Origin of the sequence: Hymenobacter sp. GOD-10R (genome assembly GCF_035609205.1) — a bacterium.
Classification (GTDB): Bacteria; Bacteroidota; Bacteroidia; order Cytophagales; family Hymenobacteraceae; genus Hymenobacter.
In genome coordinates, this window is the sequence record NZ_CP141184.1 from 2,905,550 (window position 1) to 2,922,113 (window position 16,564).

Below are 16,564 nucleotides of genomic sequence, written 5' to 3' on the forward strand. Positions count from 1 at the left end.
TGTTAAGCAGCCTATTATGCACCAAAACTACTCTTTCTTGCCAAAAGCTCTGTTGCTGTTCGGTCTCACCGTGGGCACTGCGCACGCCCAAACCATCAGCCGAACCGCCGCCACGGCTATCGTTACTGAAAACGCCGGTTCCGTAAGCCTGACGTTCAGCATTCAGAACCCCGGAACAAGCGCCAGCACCGTAGAAGCCGTGGTGCAAGGAATCAGCACCGCAACGGCGGGGCAAGATTTTACTTTCCCGACAACCCAAGCCATTACGTTTCCGGCGGGGGCTACAGGCACTCAAACCCTGACCATTCCGATTTTGGATGACGCAACGGTGGAGGAAACAGAATACTTCACGGTTCGTCTGCAAAACCCGACGAATGCCACCCTAGCTTCTGGCGCCACCGAGGTTCTGGTCTATATAAAGGACAATGACACGCCCGCGCCGGTACCCGCTCGCAACGTAACGCTGAGGCTGTTGCAGAGCTACCAAACGGCAACGCCTTTTAGCGGTAGCACCCAGATCAATTCGGCGGAGATTGTTGCGTATGATGCCAGCACCAAGCGGCTGTACGTGGCCAACTCCGTTGGGGGTAAGCTCGACATTCTCAACTTCGCCAATCCTGCGGCCATTACTTCCGTGGCTTCCATTGATATCAAGCCGTACGGCGGTATCAACTCAGTAGCCGTTCGCAACGGCGTGGTGGCCTGCGCGCTCGAAAACAGCAATCCGCAAGCCAACGGCAGCGTAGTGTTCTTCGACCAGAATGGTACGTTCCTGAAGCAAGTAACGGTAGGGGCCATGCCCGACATGATTACCTTCTCGCCCAACGGCAACTACGTGCTGACGGCCAACGAAGGTGAGCCCAAAGCTGACTATACGGTGGACCCGGAAGGAAGCGTATCGGTGATCGACGTGGCGGGTGGCGTAGCTAGCTTAACCCAAGCTAATGTAACGACGGCCACCTTTACCAGCTACAACAACCAAGCGGTGCAGCTGCGGGCCCAGGGTATTCGCATCTATGGCGGGCTCGCGGCGGCTCCTGCCACCGTAGCCCAGGATCTGGAGCCGGAGTACGTGGCCGTGAGTGCCGATTCGCGCACGGTGTACATCACCTTGCAGGAAAACAACGCCATTGCGGTGCTGGATCTTGCTACGAAGCAAATCACTGCCATCCGCCCCGTGGGCTACAGCGACTTGCGGCAGCCCGGCCGGGGCATTGATGCCTCCGACCAGAGCGGCGACGTGCTGATTGCCAACTGGCCCATCAAAGGCATGCGCCAGCCCGATGCTATTGCCTCGTTTGAAGTAAACGGCACATCGTACCTGCTCACGGCCAACGAGGGCGACGCCCGTGAGTACAGCACGGCCTTTGTGGAGCCCGTGCGGTTGGGAAATGCGAGCTACGTGCTCGACCCCATCACTTTCCCCAATGCGGCGCTTCTCAAAAACAACGCTGTGCTAGGTCGCCTGAACGTGACCAACAAAACCGGCGATACCGACGGTGATGGTGACTTTGATGAGATTTATGCCTTTGGCGGTCGGTCGTTCAGCATTTACAACGCAGCCAGTGGCGCCGAAACCTACGATAGCGGCAACCTGCTGGAGCGCGTTACGGCCGCTGATGCTACGTACGGCGCCATTTTCAACGCCAGCAACAGCTTTGGTGAGGCGCCTGTCCGTAAAAACCGCTCCGACGATAAAGGCCCTGAGCCAGAAGGCGTGACAACGGGACAGATTGGTAACAACCTATATGCGTTTGTTTCGCTGGAGCGGATCGGGGGCGTGATGGCCTTTAACATCAACAACCCTGCTAGCCCCGTGCTAGAGTCTTACATCAACAATCGTAGCCTGACGGCCGGGACCGGTGACCTAGGTCCGGAAGGTATCGTGTTTGTGTCGGCGGCCAATAGCCCCACCGGGCAACCCTTGCTGATTCTAGCCAACGAGGTCAGCAGCACAGTGGGCGTGTACGCTGTTCAGGCGCCGGTATTAGCGGCAGCTTCGGCGCGCACGGCGGCACCGCTGGCTCTGTATCCGAACCCAGCGCAAGGCGCAACGGTGCACCTGAGCCGCTCGGTATCCGGTACGTTGACGGATTTGCTAGGTCGACCAGTGCGCCAACTACTGGCCGCTGATCGTTTTGAAACTACGGGGCTAGGCGCCGGCGTGTACGTGCTGCGCACCACCGACGGAGCCACCAGCAAGCTGATCGTGAAGTAACAAGCTAGGTTACAAGCCAAAAAGAAGGGACGCTGGTAACTACCAGCGTCCCTTCTTTTTGGTATAGGACAAGCTAGGCTTAGAGCAAGCCGAACAGCCGGTGCTTTTTCTTATAGCCTTTGTAAACCTTGTAATTTGGACGGTGTACTGTGGGCCGACTATAAAGGATGCGCGGAGTAAGCGAAGCCTTTACATCGGTGCTCACAATCGTTGGGCTAGCTACTACTTCGCTAGTCCCCGCGAACGTAAGCAACCCGAAGAGAAGTAAGAGAATGCTTTTCATGCAGAACAGTTTTGGTTGAGGTGTAGTGGAGTGCGTTGACTTATAAAAGGAAGATAGAAATTTTTGGAGGAGATATGCAAGGAATAGCACAAAGTTTTATATGTATAATATAATTTATATACTAGCATGTACATAATAAAACGCACACTAAGCACATCGTAGAAATGTGCTTAGTGTGCGTTTCCAACAAGTTCTGCATCAACCTAACTAACAGAGCTAACACCTAGGTGGCTCTTTGAGGCTGGCTGATCAGTGATTTATCGGTGCCTCAATGATTAGAAACTCACTTTCTGTTTCACAATGAACGCTAATCTGGTCCGTTTCCCAGATACCAATCGAATCGCGTGCGTTCAGTTCCTGATCGGCTAAAGCTAGCTTCCCGCTGATGCAGAAGATAAACAAGCACTTATTAAGAGGTTTAAAGGCGTAGTCCAGGGTTTTGCCAGCTTCGAAATAACCCAACGACAGCTTGGCGTTCTGGTTGATCCAGCAATGCGCCGTGCCCTCTTCGTTGCTGATAATTGTGACAAGCTGGTTGTGGCGTTTCTCCCGCGGGAACTGACGACGCTGGTAACGCGGCGTCACGTTTTGCAGCTTCGGCTCAATCCAAATTTGCAGGAAGTTTACTTGATCGTCGCCTACGTTGTATTCCTCATGCCGCAAGCCGCTGCCCGCGCTCATGATCTGTACGCCGCCCGGTGTAATCACCTCCGAGTAGCCTAGCGAGTCTTTATGATTCATGCTCCCGGCCAGTAGCACCGAGATAATCTCCATGTTGGCGTGCGCGTGCAAGCCAAACCCTTGTCCTGCAGCTACGAAGTCGTCGTTGAACACGCGCACCAAGCCGAAGCCAGCTCGCACGGGGTTGGCATAAGAGGAGAAACTTAATGAGAAATTGCTTTGCAGCCAGCCAATGTCTTTCAAACCTCGGTCTTGGGCGCGGGTGATATGGGTAGTCATCAGGCGGTGTGTGGATGTGGTTATTTGGGGTAAACAAAAAAGTGGACAAAGTGGCCTAAGAAAGCAGGCCTACTAGGCTGTATAAGCTAGCTGCTCAGCTAAGAGTAGCTAGCTCTGAAGTAATAGATATTCTTAGAAAGTAGATTGCTCTCATGAGCGGGGAGTGAGAATAATACTATTAATATAGTATAAATAATATATAATAAAGCTTTGTGCTGGTAACATTCAAAGAAATATAAGTAATCAAATAAATTATAATCTACTTAGTGGAAAAGTTATATAAATGAGGCAATAAAAGTCCTTTGGTCTATTTTATGTTATAACTGTGTTATAGCTTACGAAAAGGAATAATGATCTTCTTAAGTTTGAGTTAATTGTATTTATAAGGGCTACTGCTAGTTGATTAGTATCGGTGCTCTTTATCAAGATTACCAAATAAATACAAATATGATATCGAACTGCCTCTTGCCAAAGAGGTAGAGAGCTGACTTCCGTCGCCGCTATTCTTTACTCCCTGACAAACAGTAGGATCAGGCCCGATAACGCTTGGTACTACATAAGTGCGCAACGTGAATGAAATCTATTCTACCTCTTTCCATTTCGTTATTACTATTCGGTGGTCGGGCGCAGGCGCAAGTACCTACCGTATCCTACGCTGAACCCATCGTCATCACCAAAGGAGGCGTTTATACAGGCAATTATCGCAGTGCGAGTTCGGCCGTACCATGCGTGCTGGTGATTACCAATGAACCCGTAGTACTAGAAGGTTGTACGCTGGTTGGTGCTGGCGACTTAGTGCAAGCATCGGGCGGTTCTAACTTAACCGTTCGCAAGTGCCGCGGCTACGGGCTAGAGCCTACGGAAGATAATCGCCCCCGCGGCCGTTTTGTAGATGCGTACCAAGCTAGGCAGCTAGTTGTTGAGCACAATTACCTGGAGCACACAACGGGGATTCTGGCTAATCGGTGGAGCGGCGATGGCTCGGCCCAGCAGACGCTAACCGTCCGCTACAACCAGGGTGTCAACTGCGACGGACGTTTTCGCAATGGCGGCAAGGAGAATCGCAGCTTCGTGCAGCTCAACACGGTGCAGAACCTAGCTGGTATCGACATCAGCTTCAACGAGTTTCGTAATGAGCCCAACGAAAGCGCCGTGGAAGACAATATTAATTTCTATAACTCCTCGGGCACGGCGCAAAGCCCCGCGAAGGTGCACGACAACTATGTGCAGGGGGCGTATCCGTACCCAGCTACCGACTCCTATTTCACCGGCACCGGCATGACCACCGATGGCGACGGCTCGACGGCCGCTACAACGACGGCTTACCTGGAAGCGTACAGCAATCAGTTTGTGAGCACCTGCAATGCGGCGATGAACATTGCCGCTGGCCACAATATCTATTTTCACGATAACCGCATCGTTACCAGTGGCATGCTAACCGATGGTACCCCCTTGAACGCTACGTACGCGGCCACGGCTATCTTCAATGGCTACAACAAGTCTGGCTCCGTCTTCTTCGGCAATAAAATCGAAAACAACACGATTGGGTACGTGAAAAGCGGCTACAACTTTCCCTACACCAACCGGCACGACCAAGATGTAGTGACAGGTGCTAACCTGATGCCAATGACGGGTAACAACCACTTACCCAACACGCCTATCACGGTTCAAACCGAGAAGAATGAGTGGTCATTGTGGCAACAAAAGCTCCAACAACAGAACACGTACGTGGGGCCCCAAGCAACCATTGCCTTGCCGGTGCGAACAGCTGCTGCCTCTACCGCTAAGCCTATCGAGCAGGAACTCTACACGCTGATGGGCAAGCAACTATGGCAGCGCCCGTACCAAGAGCAACTGGATTGGAGTCAGGAGCACCGTGGCTTGTATATTCTGCGGACGCGGCACCAGGATGGGAGCATCACTAGCAGCAAAGTCTTAGTTGACCAATAACTGGTAGGAGCTAACAAGCCGGGCCCACACGCAATTTGTCGAAGATAATTTGCGTGTGGGCCCGGCTTGTTAGCTTGCAGCCTCATTCCTAGCTCACAGCCAATGGCATCGCACATTCTTCTAATCGATTGTCCTGATGAACGCGGACTAGTTTATAAGATCACAGGCGTTCTACTGAAGCACAACTTAAACATTGTGCGCAACGGAGAATTCGTGGAAAGAGAATTCAACCATTTCTTCATGCGGACTGAGTTCTCGGGCGATGTGGAGCGCGAAGCCGTCGTGCAAGACCTACGCGAGGTATTGCCGGCCACCGCCGGAATCAAGCTGACTGCTAGAGAGAAAAAAGACATCGTTTTACTGGTAACCAAAGAGCATCATTGCCTTAGCGACTTGCTGATCAGGCATGCTTTTCAGGAGCTGAACGCGCGCATCCTAGCTGTGATCAGCAACCACGACGTGCTAGCTGACTTGACCCAGCGGTTTGATATTCCGTTCCGTTATGTCAGCCATGAAGGCAAAAGCCGTGAAGCGCATGAAGCGGAAGTGATACAAGCCATTCAGGCGTACAACCCTGAGTTTGTAGTGCTGGCCAAATACATGCGCATTCTTTCCCCCGCGTTTGTTGCTGCATTCGCTAACCGGCTCATCAACATTCACCATTCTTTTCTGCCTGCTTTCATCGGTGCGAACCCGTACGCGCAGGCGTATGAGCGGGGCGTAAAAATTATTGGCGCCACCGCCCACTTTGTAAATGAACAGCTCGATCAGGGGCCTATTATCGCGCAGAATGTCATACCCGTGGATCACACCCAAAGCGCAAAAGAAATGGCACAAGCGGGCCGCGACGTAGAAAAAATAGTACTGGCTAGGTCGCTGAAGATGGTATTCGATGAGCAGGTGTTTGTCTATCGGAACAAGACCATCCTATTCAACTAAGATCAGTTAACTCAGCTGAAGCGCTGGCTGGCATGGCGAGCTAGGTAGGGGATAGAAGGGCAAAAGAGTAGGATCTGTTCTAGCGAAACGGCATCTCTACTAATCAATGCATTTAAATAGGAAATGAGAAAAGCACCTTACAAAAGTGAGGTGCTTTTTTGTGCTAGGTTGTTAGCTTGTCGGTGCTGATACTGTCGTTGAGCTACAGCACAAATTACTAAACTCAACCTAACTCACCGCGCTGGATCATCGTAGGGTAGTGTATCTCTTCACTAATCTATTTCGCTATGAATCAGCCTCAAGCCTCTCAGCAGGATACACTCCATAATTCTGGCTCCGTGCTCGATCAGGCCCAGCAGTGGCTCAATCAGAGCTCCGTGACCGATTTGTTAGACAAAGTGCCCCAGTCCGTTAAGGGCCTAGGTACCAACGTCTCAAAATCATATAGTAAGCTGAGTACCACGCAAAAAGTGGTCGGAGGAACTTTGCTTGCGCTAGGGATTGGATACTTAATCCGCAACAACAGCAAGTCTGCTGATAAGAACACGTCGAGTGACGAGCAGACCGACAATCTTCATGAGCTATTGCTCTTCGTGAATGACCGAATCGAGGGGTATAAGCGCGCCGTAGAAGAAAGTCAGGATCCGCAGCTGAGTGGTTACTACAAGCAGTTGGTAAGCCAGAGCCAGCGTTTCTCCAATGAGCTGAATAACTACTTGCGCCAGCAAAACGGCGACCAAGAAACGTCCACTACGCTCAAAGGCAAGCTGTACCGAGCTTGGATGGACACCAAAGCCGCTGTTACCGGTGCAGATGAAGAAGCCATTCTAGGGTCCAACATCTACGGGGAAGAATGGGCAATAAAAGCGTATAAAGAGGCCCTCAGCAGCAACACCCTGCCTGGCTCCCTACGCTTGGAGGTGGAACGCCAATATGCGCAGTCGAAAAAGACCTACAAGGACCTGAAGAAGCTAAAAAACAAAGTAGCGGAGTAATGGGCCCTATAAAACCGATTACCAGACTCTAAGTCAAAACAAAAGGCCTCGCAGCACTATGCTGCGAGGCCTTTTTCTCTGCGGTCCGGACGGGACTCGAACCCGCGACCTCCGCCGTGACAGGGCGGCATTCTAACCAACTGAACTACCGAACCAGAGTGCCTTAACATGAGTGGAAAACCATGTGCTTTCCGTTAAAGTGTTGCAAAAGTAAGGCGAAAATCAGGACTTGCAAGAAAAAATGGCTTCAGTGGCTCAAAATTGCTGTTTTTGCGCAGCTACTTCCCCTAAAGCCAAGGCATCTTTCTAAGCAGTGCGCTCAGTATGAGCAGCCTAAGAACCATAATCACTTAAACACAAGCGGAAGAAAATTTTCGTTGATAGGAAGTTCGGTTGAGCAAACGAGAGCGACCTAGCTCAATAGAGCAGCGTTTGGCTGAAAAAGAAAAGGCCCTTGTAAGATCTAGCTTACAAGGGCCTTGCAGTATTACCTGCGGTCCGGACGGGACTCGAACCCGCGACCTCCGCCGTGACAGGGCGGCATTCTAACCAACTGAACTACCGAACCAATTTATTTAACTAAGGTGGAAAACCGTGTGTTTTCCGTTAAAGTGCTGCAAAGGTAGAAGGAGGTTTGAGACTACACAATACTCCGCCTATTTTTTCTGCTTTAGGCAGACGGTTTAGGTTGCTTGTGGCTGTTTCTCAGGGAGATTATTTTTTGCAAAATCATTCCTAAAGTTGCTTTGCCGCAGATGGGACGGTTTCGCTTACCTTTGCCTCCTGCTTTTTTCGCAACCAGACCCAACCCCTCGGTGATGCTCCTCGATTTTGAACAACCTATCGCGGCCCTAGAAGGCAAACTTCGTGAAATGCAGCAACTGGCGCTCGACAGCCAAGTTGACGTATCGGAGGCGGTAGCGGCCCTAGAGGCCAAAATCAAGACTCTTAAGAAAGAAACGTACGCTAATCTTACCCGCTGGCAGCGGGTGCAGCTTTCGCGCCACCCCGACCGCCCTTACACGCTCGACTACATCGAGGGCATGACCTCGAAATTCGTGGAGCTACACGGCGACCGGACCGTAGCCGACGACAAAGCCATGGTGGGCGGCTTTGCCGAGCTAGATGGTCGCACGGTGATGTTTATCGGGCAGCAGAAAGGCCGTAACACCAAGCAGCGGCAGTTCCGCAACTTCGGTATGCCCAACCCGGAAGGCTACCGCAAGGCATTGCGTCTGATGAAGCTAGCCGAGAAGTTTAATAAGCCCATTGTAACGCTGATTGACACGCCCGGTGCGTTCCCCGGCCTAGAAGCGGAGGAACGTGGACAAGGCGAGGCTATTGCCCGCAACTTGAAGGAAATGTTTCTGTTGAAAGTACCAGTTATCTGCGTGGTAATAGGTGAAGGCGCGTCGGGCGGGGCATTAGGAATCGGCATTGGTGACCGGGTGCTCATGCTCGAGAATACTTGGTACTCAGTTATTTCTCCTGAGAACTGCTCGACCATTCTGTGGCGCTCCTGGGACTACAAAGAGCAAGCCGCTGAAGCCATGAAGCCCACTGCGGCCGACATGTTGCAAGCGAAGCTCGTGGATGGCATCGTGAAGGAGCCGCTCGGTGGCGCTCATACGGCTCCGCAAAAGATAATTGAGACGCTTAAGAAAGCACTGCTTAAAACGCTTGATGAGCTGGAGGCCCTGCCTACGGATGAGCGCATCAGCCAGCGGATTGACAAGTTCGCAGCCATGGGCGTCGTATTAGAGTAAGTCAATGAACAATTATCAATGAACAAGGAGCCATTGATAGTTGCTGATATGCGTGGCTAGGTGCTTTACTTCACTTAGCCACGCATTTTTACTTGAATGGCCCCTTGTTCATTGATAATTGTTCATGGCAATGAAGCTTCACACAATTGATACCGGCCTTTTCAAACTTGATGGCGGTGCTATGTTCGGCGTGGTACCCAAGAGCTTATGGCAAAAGCTAAACCCCGCCGACGAGAACAATATGTGCACCTGGGCCATGCGCTGCCTGTTGGTAGAAGATGGCAATCGGCTCCTGTTGATTGACAATGGGATCGGGGAGAAGCAAGACGCTAAATTTCGCGGGCACTTCTATTTGCACGGCGATGATACAGTAGAGAAGTCGTTGCGCAAGCTAGGGTTCACGGCTTCTGATATCACGGATGTATTTCTGACGCACTTGCACTTCGACCACTGCGGTGGCTCGGTGGTACGCACCCCCGACGACAAGTTGGTGCTGGCTTTCCCAAATGCTACGTATTGGAGCAACGAAGCGCACTGGGAATGGGCTGTGCACCCCAACGCCCGCGAGAAAGCTAGCTTTCTGAGGGAGAACATTCTACCTATTCAAGAAAGCGGTCAGCTGCAATTCGTCAACCCCGCGGCCGGGGTGCCGGGAGCGTTGTCGCAGTTCTCCGAAATCATCTTTGCCGATGGGCATACCGAGAAGATGATGGTGCCGGTAATGCACTATAAAGGTCGTACGCTCGCTTTCATGGCCGACTTGCTACCGTCTACGGGGCACATTCCGCTGCCCTACGTGATGAGCTATGACATGCGCCCGCTCGTGACGCTTAGCGAGAAAGAAGCCGTGTTGCGCCGCGCTGCTGAAGAAAACTGGGTACTGCTACTGGAACACGACCCGACCGTAGAAGCGTGCACTGTGCAACTCACCGACAAAGGGGTGCGCTTGGCCGAAACGTTACGCTTAGCAGACTTGTAGCCTTGATGGTTAGTGCTCCTCAGCACTGAAGAAAAAGCTGCTGCCGTCTACAATTTTCCTCAAACAAGCTCCCCAAACTAATGATCGGTCTAGCTTTATCTGGTGGTGGCGCACGGGGTATTGCACACCTAGGTGTCTTGGCGGCGCTGGACGAGCTACAGATTCCGGTGGCGCGGCTGGCGGGGGTAAGTTCTGGGGCTATTGCCGGCACTTTCTACGCCGCGGGCTTTCCGCCCCGCGAGATCCTGCGACTATTTCAGGATGTGAACATCACGCGTCTTACGCGCATTGCGATGAGTCGCTATGGGCTGTTCCGAATTGACGCCGTCGGAACGCTGTTTGAGCGGCACCTAGGTGTAGACAGTACATTTGAGCAGTTGCGGCTGCCGCTGACACTCGTTGCCACAGATTTAGTAGAAGGCGTTTCTGTCCGATTTTCCAGCGGTCCGCTGGTGCTGCCGCTATTGGCGTCGGCGGCTGTTCCTATCTTGTACCGGCCAGTAGAATACCAAGGCCGGCAACTCGTGGATGGGGGACTGCTCAATAACTTACCGGTGGAGGCAATGCTCGACGAAACTCAGCCAGATTTACGCATTGTGGGGGTGCACTGCAATCCACCGAATCCCGACGCGCAGTTCAACAATATCCGAGGCGTCATTGAGCGCACGCTCAACCTAGCTATCGGGGGTAACACGGTATTGAGCAAGCAACAATGCCATTTGCTCCTAGAGCCGCCCGAGTTACGGCGGTACCGCACCATGAGCTACCGTTTGGCGCCCGAGCTTTTCGAGATTGGTTACCGCTATACATTGAGCCGGGCAGCCGAGTTAGAAGCTTTGTTGTAGAAACGGTAGGCCGTCGCTTAGCGGCTTACGCGACATTTGCCTAGTTTTGATGCCCGGCAGCGCTACTCACCAGCTGCTTTCTTTTTCGCATGGCTCGCAAAACCTCTACTTTCTGGTATCTATTCTCGCGTTTTTGGTTCTGGATAACGGGCTGGCACCTAGGTCCGCGCGTACCACCAGGCATTCCAAAAAGCATGATGATTGCCGCGCCCCACACCAGCAACTGGGACTTTATGTACGCGCGCGCCGCTTTCTTCCTGATGGACGTGGACGTGAAGCTTACTATTAAGAAAGAGTGGACGTCCATTCCGGTGCTTGGGGCGTTGGTACAGTCGCTGGGCGGCCTCGCCGTAGACCGCAGCAAAAATAACAGCCTCGTGGATGGCATGATCCAGCTGTTCAAGGAGCGAGACGAACTGGTAATTCTTATCACGCCCGAAGGCACCCGCAAATACCAGCCGAAGTGGCGCAAGGGCTTTTACCACGCCGCTGTAGGCGCAGGCGTACCTATTTTGCTCGGTTACCTCGATTATAAAAACAAAGAAGCTGGTGTCGGTCCGCCCTTTTACCCAACGGGCGACTACGAAGCTGATCTGGAGAAAATCAAGGACTTCTACCGCACAAAGCAAGGTCGCTTTCCCGACCAGGGTATTCGGTGAGTGCTCTTTGAGTTGTAAGATTCAGTCGCTGGGGGTTAGCGTTGACTTGTGTACCTTAGGCAGCGCGTCGTAAGAAATTACTAAACTGCTATGCCTGAAAAACTCCAAACGCTCCTGTTCATTGGTATTGGGTTGCTAGCCCTCGTCGTGCGGTGGTGGCGCAAGGCAAAAGAAGCGATGCGGCGCGAAGCACAGGAGCGGCGTTTGCCCCGACCCGATCAGCCACGGCCCGTGCGACCTGCTTCGCCAGGAGCGCCCGCTACTTCTTTCGAAGAATTGCTGAAGCAGATGCAGACGCAGAACAAGAACCAGGGCGTACCAACTCTACCTCAGGCAACCGTAATCCCCGAAACCACTCCTGCCGGTCGATCCTTACCACGCGAAAAAGCGAGAACCGCCCGCAGCTTGGAGCGCACCGAAACGTCTCCGGTATCCTTGGAGGCACCCGTCGCAGCTCGCTCTCTTGAGGCCGCGCCGCCCATACGGCAACGTGCGTCTACGTTGCCCCGCGCTAATACGTCGCGACCTAATGATTATTGGAGTCGTCAGGCAGCTTCCACCGGACTTAGCCGCGCGGATACACAACGACGCGTGACTGACCTGTTGCGCAACCCAGCGGATGTGCGGGCTGCTTTTGTGCTGAGTGAGATTCTGAAGCGCAAGTATGAGTAAGTAAGGCGCTTCTCGCTTTTACTTAATCCTGCGTCAGAGCATACGCCACTAAATTAGCACCCATGCGTAGCGCTGCTTCATGCACAGCGGGGGTGTCTTCGGGGTAGGTGCCCACGTCTTCCCAGCCGTTGCCTAGGTCGCACTCAAACGTATAAAAGCACACAAGCCGGCCTTTGTAGAGCAAGCCAAAGCCTTGTGGCCGCTTGCCATCGTGTTCGTGCACTTTGGGCAAGCCTCTAGGGAAAGCAAACTTTTGGTGATAAATAGGGTGGGAGAAAGGTAGCTCCACAAACTCTAGCTCCGGAAAAACCTTCTTCATCTCGGGCCGGATGAACTTGTCGAGGCCGTAGTTATCGTCGATGTGCAGGAAGCCACCGCCGATCAGATAACGCCGCAGGTTCTTGGCTTCTGCGTCGGTAAATGATACGTTGCCGTGCCCCGTCATGTGCACAAACGGGTAGGTAAACAGCTCCGGCGAATCAAGCTCTACCGTGGCTTCATCAGGAGCGATGTTCGCTTTGAGCGTTTGATTGCAAAACTGAATCAAATTGGGCAGCGACGTTTTGTTGGCGTACCAGTCGCCGCCGCCACCGTAGTGCAGCTTAGCAATGCGGAAGCTAGGTGCCACCGGCGCGGCAGCCACCGTGATTAGAAGGAAGAAGCTGAGGAAAAAAGTCTTGAGCATTTTTCGGGTAAGGTTTTCCGCAGAAGTGCGCTACAGTAACGCGCCAGCCTGCCGAGGTCGTTCAATTAACCAGTGGTTAGCCTTTAAGCAAGTTAACAACGTGCACGGTATGCACCGCGGCCAGGGCTGCCGTTTCGGTACGCAAACGGGTGAGTCCAAGCGCTACCGGCCGAATGCCGCGCTGCCGTGCGGCGGCAATTTCTTCCGGAGTAAAGTCGCCTTCCGGGCCTATAAGGATGCAGCACGTAGGAACATGAGCTACCTGCGCTAGCTCCGTGCGTTCATCGTCGGCGAGATGTGCGATGAAGGTAGTAGTAGGGTCTACCACCGGCAGAAAAGTGTCGAAATTGGTCATCTCATCTAGCTGCGGCAACCAGGCCTGACCGGACTGCTTAAGGGCGCTTACCGCAATTTTCTCCAGCCGCTCCAGCTTCAGCTCACGGCGTTCGGAGCGGGCGCAGCGTAAGAAACTCATCCGATCTACGCCCATTTCAGTAGCTTTTTCAACGAGCCATTCCATGCGGTCGAGGTTTTTGGTAGGCGCTACGGCCACGTGCACCACATAAGAACGGCGCGGTACCTGTTGCTCGTGCGTGATGCGTAGTTGGCAGCGCTTAGCATCAGCCTGCGCAACTTCGGCCTGGTACACGCCACCGCGGCCGTTTACCAGCTCTACGGAGTCGCCGGCACGCAGGCGCAGCACGCGCACGGCGTGTTTGCTTTCTTCTTCGGGAAGGGTGTAGGTTGGGGTAGTGAGGTCGGGAGCGTAGAACGTAGGCATAAGCACAAAGGTACGCTGAAGGAGCAGGTGAGTCGTTTTACTCCCCAACAGTTAGAACTAGATTTGCAAAAACGAATTGGGAGTTTCTACGATATAGGGAGCAGAAAAAAGGACCACTTCTTTGCTCCGCTTGGTCCAATGCCCACTGTCTCCATGACTATTATCATTCGCAAAGCACAACCAAGCGACACTGCCCGATTGGCAGAAATCTTTCTAGAAAGCCGCCGCTTGGGCTTTTATTGGCTAGACCCCGAGCGGTTTCAGCTCGAAGACTTTGAACGGCAAACGCAAGGCGAGGTCGTGTGGGTGGCTGAGTGCAACGGCGAATTGGCCGGCTTCATCTCCGTCGAGGAAGAGGATGCGTTTATTCATCACTTGTTTGTGGCGCCGGGCTACCAGCGTTCCGGAATTGGCCGGCGCCTGCTACAAAGCCTGCGAACGTGGTTGCCTACCCCTTATACCCTCAAATGCTTAACCAAGAATAAGCGAGCTAGAGCGTTTTATAAGAAGAACAACTGGCGAATCGTGGGGGAAGGGCGGAGCGGCACCGGCGCTTACTTGGTGCTCGTTTTTGGCTCTTTGACGCCAAAGACGAAGCAAAACCCGCCGCCGGGGCTAGGTGAGGCATAGGGAAAGTTTTGTAGCTTTACCAACCACGCTTGTTGGCAGCCCAGCTCTGCACCGGCGTCTTATTCTTTACCACTTCTAATCACCTTCCATGCAAAGTGCTTCTGCCGTGCGAGAGCAAGCTCCCGCAGCGGCCCAAACCAGTCATCCGAGGGGCTTGTACTTGCTGTTCGCCACCGAAATGTGGGAGCGGTTCAGCTACTACGGCATGCGCGCCGTGCTCGTGCTTTTCCTCACCAAGGCCATGATGATGGATAAGGCCTTTGCCTCCAAATTCTACGGCGGCTACACAAGCCTTATCTATCTAACGCCCTTAATTGGTGGCTACATCTCAGACCGGTACTGGGGCAACCGCCGCTCGATTGTGACGGGCGGCTTGCTGATGGCACTAGGCCAGTTTACGCTTTTTATATCGGCCTCCAGCTATGGTCCTGCCGAGGGCCACTCTCTCAGCCACCAACTACTGTACCTAGGCCTCGGCTGTATGATCATCGGCAACGGTTTCTTCAAACCGAATATCTCGTCGATGGTGGGCACGCTTTATTCGCCTACCGATTCGCGCAAGGATGCCGCTTACACTATTTTCTACATGGGCATCAACCTAGGCTCATTCTTTGGCAACACCATCACCAGCCTCGTCGGGGACACCGGCAATCCTGCTGACTTCCGGTGGGCTTTCTTGGCTTGCGGTATTGCGATGATATTGGGCACTATCGTTTTCAACTGGGGTAAAACGAGATACCTGCACACGCCCGAAGGCCAACAAGTAGGTACTACGCCGGTTAGCTCCCCGGGCGTGAAGGGCGTATTTATGCTGCTGCCGGTGTTGCTGGCTGTAGCGCTCGGCATTCTATGGCTCGATTCCACCCAACTAAGCGTAATTGCTCCGTTGCTGCTGATAGCAACGATTGGCATTGCCGTCTTCATCTTAGCCGACAAGTCGCTGACCTCTGGCGACCGGCAGCGGGTGTGGGTAATTTTCGCGGTTTCGTTCTTCGTGGTGTTCTTCTGGGCCGCCTTTGAGCAGGCACCCGCTTCGCTCACATTCTTCGCCGATGAGCAGATGGATCGGACCATCTTTGGGTATACGCTGCCACCTAGCCTCTTCCAAAACCTCAACGGTTTCTTCGTAGTAGTGGGTGCCCCGCTAATGGCCTTGCTCTGGACGGCCCTAGGCCGGCGCGGCGCAGAGCCGCCATCCCCCATGAAAATGGCCATTGGCCTAGGGTTGCTGGCGCTCGGCTATTTGGTTATGTGCTTCGGGGTGAAAGATATTCAGCCCGGCGTGAAGGTGAGCATGTTCTTCTTGGTAGCGCTCTACTTCCTACATTCAATGGGCGAGCTGTGTTTGTCGCCCATTGGCTTATCATTGGTCAATAAACTTTCCCCGCTGAAGTTTAGCTCTCTGCTGATGGCCGTGTGGTTCTTGGCCAACGCTGCGGCCAACTACCTAGCTGGCTTCATGAGCGGCTTGTACCCGGAAGCTGGTAAGCCAGCGCCGCATTTACTGGGCTTTGAAATCACCGGTATCTACGAATTCTTTATGGTATTCGTGGTGTCGGCGGCTACGGCTGCGGTTGTCCTGTTCATCTTCAGCCGCAAGTTGGTAAAAATGATGAATACGATAGGCTAGACCTAGGTTTGACTAGTTGAGAAAGCCCCGTTGGTAGTTGCCAGCGGGGCTTTTTACGTGAATTAAGAGTGCTGCAGTAGTGCTAACAGCAGCGGAAAAGCATGTAGGACGGTGCCGAAAAAGAAAATTAGTGCTAGGACATAAACTGGGCGGGAGTTTATGCGCAGAAAAATAAATTGTTCGATGAGCCGCCCAAGCCAGAAAATAGCCGTGCTGCCGAGCACAAAGTGACCTAGCGAAGAAGACAGCAAGGCTTTTGTATAAATCAAGCAAAGGATGCCAAAAACACCTAACACGTACATCAGCCGCAAATTGAGAATCTGCACGATGGCGCGGTTGGCACTCTTCAGTTTTCGAAGTTGCTTGCGCCACCTAAACAGCCGCCAGAAGAGTCCGTGAAATACGACGAATAACAGGTTGTACACGCCGCACATGTACAGTAGCAGTTCTGGTAGGTCTTGGCGCATGAGGCAAGGCAATAGAAATTTGCCGTTCTATACGTTAAGCGTAGTTACTAGAGCCACCGTAATGCAGATCCTATGTGGTCCTGCGCTAGAACGGACAATAGCGTG

16 protein-coding genes and 2 tRNA genes are annotated in these 16,564 nt (G+C 53.0%); 11 read left to right on the forward strand and 7 right to left on the reverse strand.

The window, feature by feature from the left end; genetic code table 11:
- Positions 1–37: 37 nt before the first annotated feature.
- On the forward strand, positions 38–2,218 hold the full coding sequence (locus SD425_RS11650) for a choice-of-anchor I family protein (RefSeq protein WP_324678695.1): 2,181 nt from the start codon (positions 38–40) through the stop codon (positions 2,216–2,218).
- A gap of 79 nt (positions 2,219–2,297) precedes the next feature.
- On the opposite strand, the gene SD425_RS11655 is transcribed toward SD425_RS11650, so the two are convergent.
- Positions 2,298–2,501, reverse strand: coding sequence for a hypothetical protein (locus SD425_RS11655; RefSeq protein WP_324678697.1), 204 nt, complete (start codon positions 2,499–2,501; stop codon positions 2,298–2,300).
- Between the two features lie 249 nt (positions 2,502–2,750).
- Positions 2,751–3,461, reverse strand: a complete 711-nt coding sequence (locus SD425_RS11660; protein ID WP_324678699.1) for a pirin family protein — start codon at positions 3,459–3,461, stop codon at positions 2,751–2,753.
- A 573-nt stretch (positions 3,462–4,034) separates the two neighbouring features.
- On the opposite strand from SD425_RS11660, the gene SD425_RS11665 reads away from it, so the two are divergent.
- From SD425_RS11665 to SD425_RS11675, 3 genes are all read left to right on the forward strand, one after another.
- Positions 4,035–5,411 (forward strand): hypothetical protein, encoded by a 1,377-nt coding sequence (locus SD425_RS11665; protein WP_324678701.1) that lies wholly within the window; start codon positions 4,035–4,037, stop codon positions 5,409–5,411.
- Positions 5,412–5,513: 102 nt separating this feature from the next.
- On the forward strand, positions 5,514–6,350 hold the full coding sequence (gene purU, locus SD425_RS11670; RefSeq protein WP_324678703.1) for a formyltetrahydrofolate deformylase: 837 nt from the start codon (positions 5,514–5,516) through the stop codon (positions 6,348–6,350).
- Positions 6,351–6,637: 287 nt separating this feature from the next.
- Entirely contained in the window at positions 6,638–7,345 is a 708-nt protein-coding gene (locus SD425_RS11675) for a PA2169 family four-helix-bundle protein (RefSeq protein WP_324678705.1), read from the forward strand.
- A gap of 81 nt (positions 7,346–7,426) precedes the next feature.
- Here SD425_RS11675 and SD425_RS11680 read toward each other — a convergent pair.
- Positions 7,427–7,500 (reverse strand) — tRNA-Asp (locus SD425_RS11680).
- Between the two features lie 339 nt (positions 7,501–7,839).
- A tRNA-Asp gene (locus SD425_RS11685) sits at positions 7,840–7,913 on the reverse strand.
- 250 nt (positions 7,914–8,163) lie between these two features.
- Here SD425_RS11685 and SD425_RS11690 point away from each other — a divergent pair.
- From SD425_RS11690 to SD425_RS11710, 5 genes are all read left to right on the forward strand, one after another.
- Positions 8,164–9,111 carry an acetyl-CoA carboxylase carboxyltransferase subunit alpha gene (locus tag SD425_RS11690; RefSeq protein WP_324678707.1) on the forward strand — a complete coding sequence of 316 codons (948 nt, stop codon included), beginning with the start codon at positions 8,164–8,166 and terminating at the stop codon, positions 9,109–9,111.
- Positions 9,112–9,241: 130 nt separating this feature from the next.
- A complete protein-coding gene (locus SD425_RS11695; protein ID WP_324678709.1) occupies positions 9,242–10,090 on the forward strand; it encodes an MBL fold metallo-hydrolase in 849 nt (282 codons plus the stop codon).
- Positions 10,091–10,170: 80 nt separating this feature from the next.
- Positions 10,171–10,935 (forward strand): patatin-like phospholipase family protein, encoded by a 765-nt coding sequence (locus SD425_RS11700; protein WP_324678711.1) that lies wholly within the window; start codon positions 10,171–10,173, stop codon positions 10,933–10,935.
- An 89-nt stretch (positions 10,936–11,024) separates the two neighbouring features.
- Positions 11,025–11,594 (forward strand): 1-acyl-sn-glycerol-3-phosphate acyltransferase, encoded by a 570-nt coding sequence (locus tag SD425_RS11705; protein WP_324678713.1) that lies wholly within the window; start codon positions 11,025–11,027, stop codon positions 11,592–11,594.
- 90 nt (positions 11,595–11,684) lie between these two features.
- Positions 11,685–12,266, forward strand: coding sequence for a hypothetical protein (locus tag SD425_RS11710; protein ID WP_324678715.1), 582 nt, complete (start codon positions 11,685–11,687; stop codon positions 12,264–12,266).
- Between the two features lie 22 nt (positions 12,267–12,288).
- Here SD425_RS11710 and SD425_RS11715 read toward each other — a convergent pair whose 3' ends face one another.
- Both SD425_RS11715 and SD425_RS11720 read right to left on the reverse strand, forming a co-directional pair.
- Complete coding sequence (locus SD425_RS11715) at positions 12,289–12,951, reverse strand: DUF4159 domain-containing protein (protein ID WP_324678717.1); 663 nt, start codon at positions 12,949–12,951, stop codon at positions 12,289–12,291.
- A 76-nt stretch (positions 12,952–13,027) separates the two neighbouring features.
- The gene (locus SD425_RS11720; protein ID WP_324678719.1) at positions 13,028–13,732 is read right to left on the reverse strand and encodes a 16S rRNA (uracil(1498)-N(3))-methyltransferase; all 705 of its coding nucleotides are present in this window, start codon (positions 13,730–13,732) and stop codon (positions 13,028–13,030) included.
- A gap of 138 nt (positions 13,733–13,870) precedes the next feature.
- On the opposite strand from SD425_RS11720, the gene SD425_RS11725 reads away from it, so the two are divergent.
- Together SD425_RS11725 and SD425_RS11730 are read left to right on the forward strand one after the other, a co-directional pair.
- Positions 13,871–14,362, forward strand: a complete 492-nt coding sequence (locus SD425_RS11725) for a GNAT family N-acetyltransferase (protein WP_324678721.1) — start codon at positions 13,871–13,873, stop codon at positions 14,360–14,362.
- Positions 14,363–14,450: 88 nt separating this feature from the next.
- The gene (locus SD425_RS11730) at positions 14,451–15,992 is read left to right on the forward strand and encodes a peptide MFS transporter (RefSeq protein WP_324678723.1); all 1,542 of its coding nucleotides are present in this window, start codon (positions 14,451–14,453) and stop codon (positions 15,990–15,992) included.
- Between the two features lie 62 nt (positions 15,993–16,054).
- On the opposite strand, the gene SD425_RS11735 is transcribed toward SD425_RS11730, so the two are convergent.
- Positions 16,055–16,417 carry a hypothetical protein gene (locus tag SD425_RS11735; protein WP_324678725.1) on the reverse strand — a complete coding sequence of 121 codons (363 nt, stop codon included), beginning with the start codon at positions 16,415–16,417 and terminating at the stop codon, positions 16,055–16,057.
- Positions 16,418–16,564 lie beyond the last annotated feature (147 nt).

What these genes read in the sequence shown, in the direction of transcription:
- SD425_RS11655 (WP_324678697.1), bottom strand. Translation starts at nt 2,501, where the DNA reads ATGAAAAGCATTCTCTTACTTCTCTTCGGGTTGCTTACGTTCGCGGGG.
- SD425_RS11660 (WP_324678699.1), bottom strand. Translation starts at nt 3,461, where the DNA reads ATGACTACCCATATCACCCGCGCCCAAGACCGAGGTTTGAAAGACATT.
- SD425_RS11665 (WP_324678701.1), top strand. Translation starts at nt 4,035, where the DNA reads ATGAAATCTATTCTACCTCTTTCCATTTCGTTATTACTATTCGGTGGT.
- purU (WP_324678703.1), top strand. Translation starts at nt 5,514, where the DNA reads ATGGCATCGCACATTCTTCTAATCGATTGTCCTGATGAACGCGGACTA.
- SD425_RS11675 (WP_324678705.1), top strand. Translation starts at nt 6,638, where the DNA reads ATGAATCAGCCTCAAGCCTCTCAGCAGGATACACTCCATAATTCTGGC.
- SD425_RS11690 (WP_324678707.1), top strand. Translation starts at nt 8,164, where the DNA reads ATGCTCCTCGATTTTGAACAACCTATCGCGGCCCTAGAAGGCAAACTT.
- SD425_RS11695 (WP_324678709.1), top strand. Translation starts at nt 9,242, where the DNA reads ATGAAGCTTCACACAATTGATACCGGCCTTTTCAAACTTGATGGCGGT.
- SD425_RS11700 (WP_324678711.1), top strand. Translation starts at nt 10,171, where the DNA reads ATGATCGGTCTAGCTTTATCTGGTGGTGGCGCACGGGGTATTGCACAC.
- SD425_RS11705 (WP_324678713.1), top strand. Translation starts at nt 11,025, where the DNA reads ATGGCTCGCAAAACCTCTACTTTCTGGTATCTATTCTCGCGTTTTTGG.
- SD425_RS11710 (WP_324678715.1), top strand. Translation starts at nt 11,685, where the DNA reads ATGCCTGAAAAACTCCAAACGCTCCTGTTCATTGGTATTGGGTTGCTA.
- SD425_RS11715 (WP_324678717.1), bottom strand. Translation starts at nt 12,951, where the DNA reads ATGCTCAAGACTTTTTTCCTCAGCTTCTTCCTTCTAATCACGGTGGCT.
- SD425_RS11720 (WP_324678719.1), bottom strand. Translation starts at nt 13,732, where the DNA reads ATGCCTACGTTCTACGCTCCCGACCTCACTACCCCAACCTACACCCTT.
- SD425_RS11725 (WP_324678721.1), top strand. Translation starts at nt 13,871, where the DNA reads ATGCCCACTGTCTCCATGACTATTATCATTCGCAAAGCACAACCAAGC.
- SD425_RS11730 (WP_324678723.1), top strand. Translation starts at nt 14,451, where the DNA reads ATGCAAAGTGCTTCTGCCGTGCGAGAGCAAGCTCCCGCAGCGGCCCAA.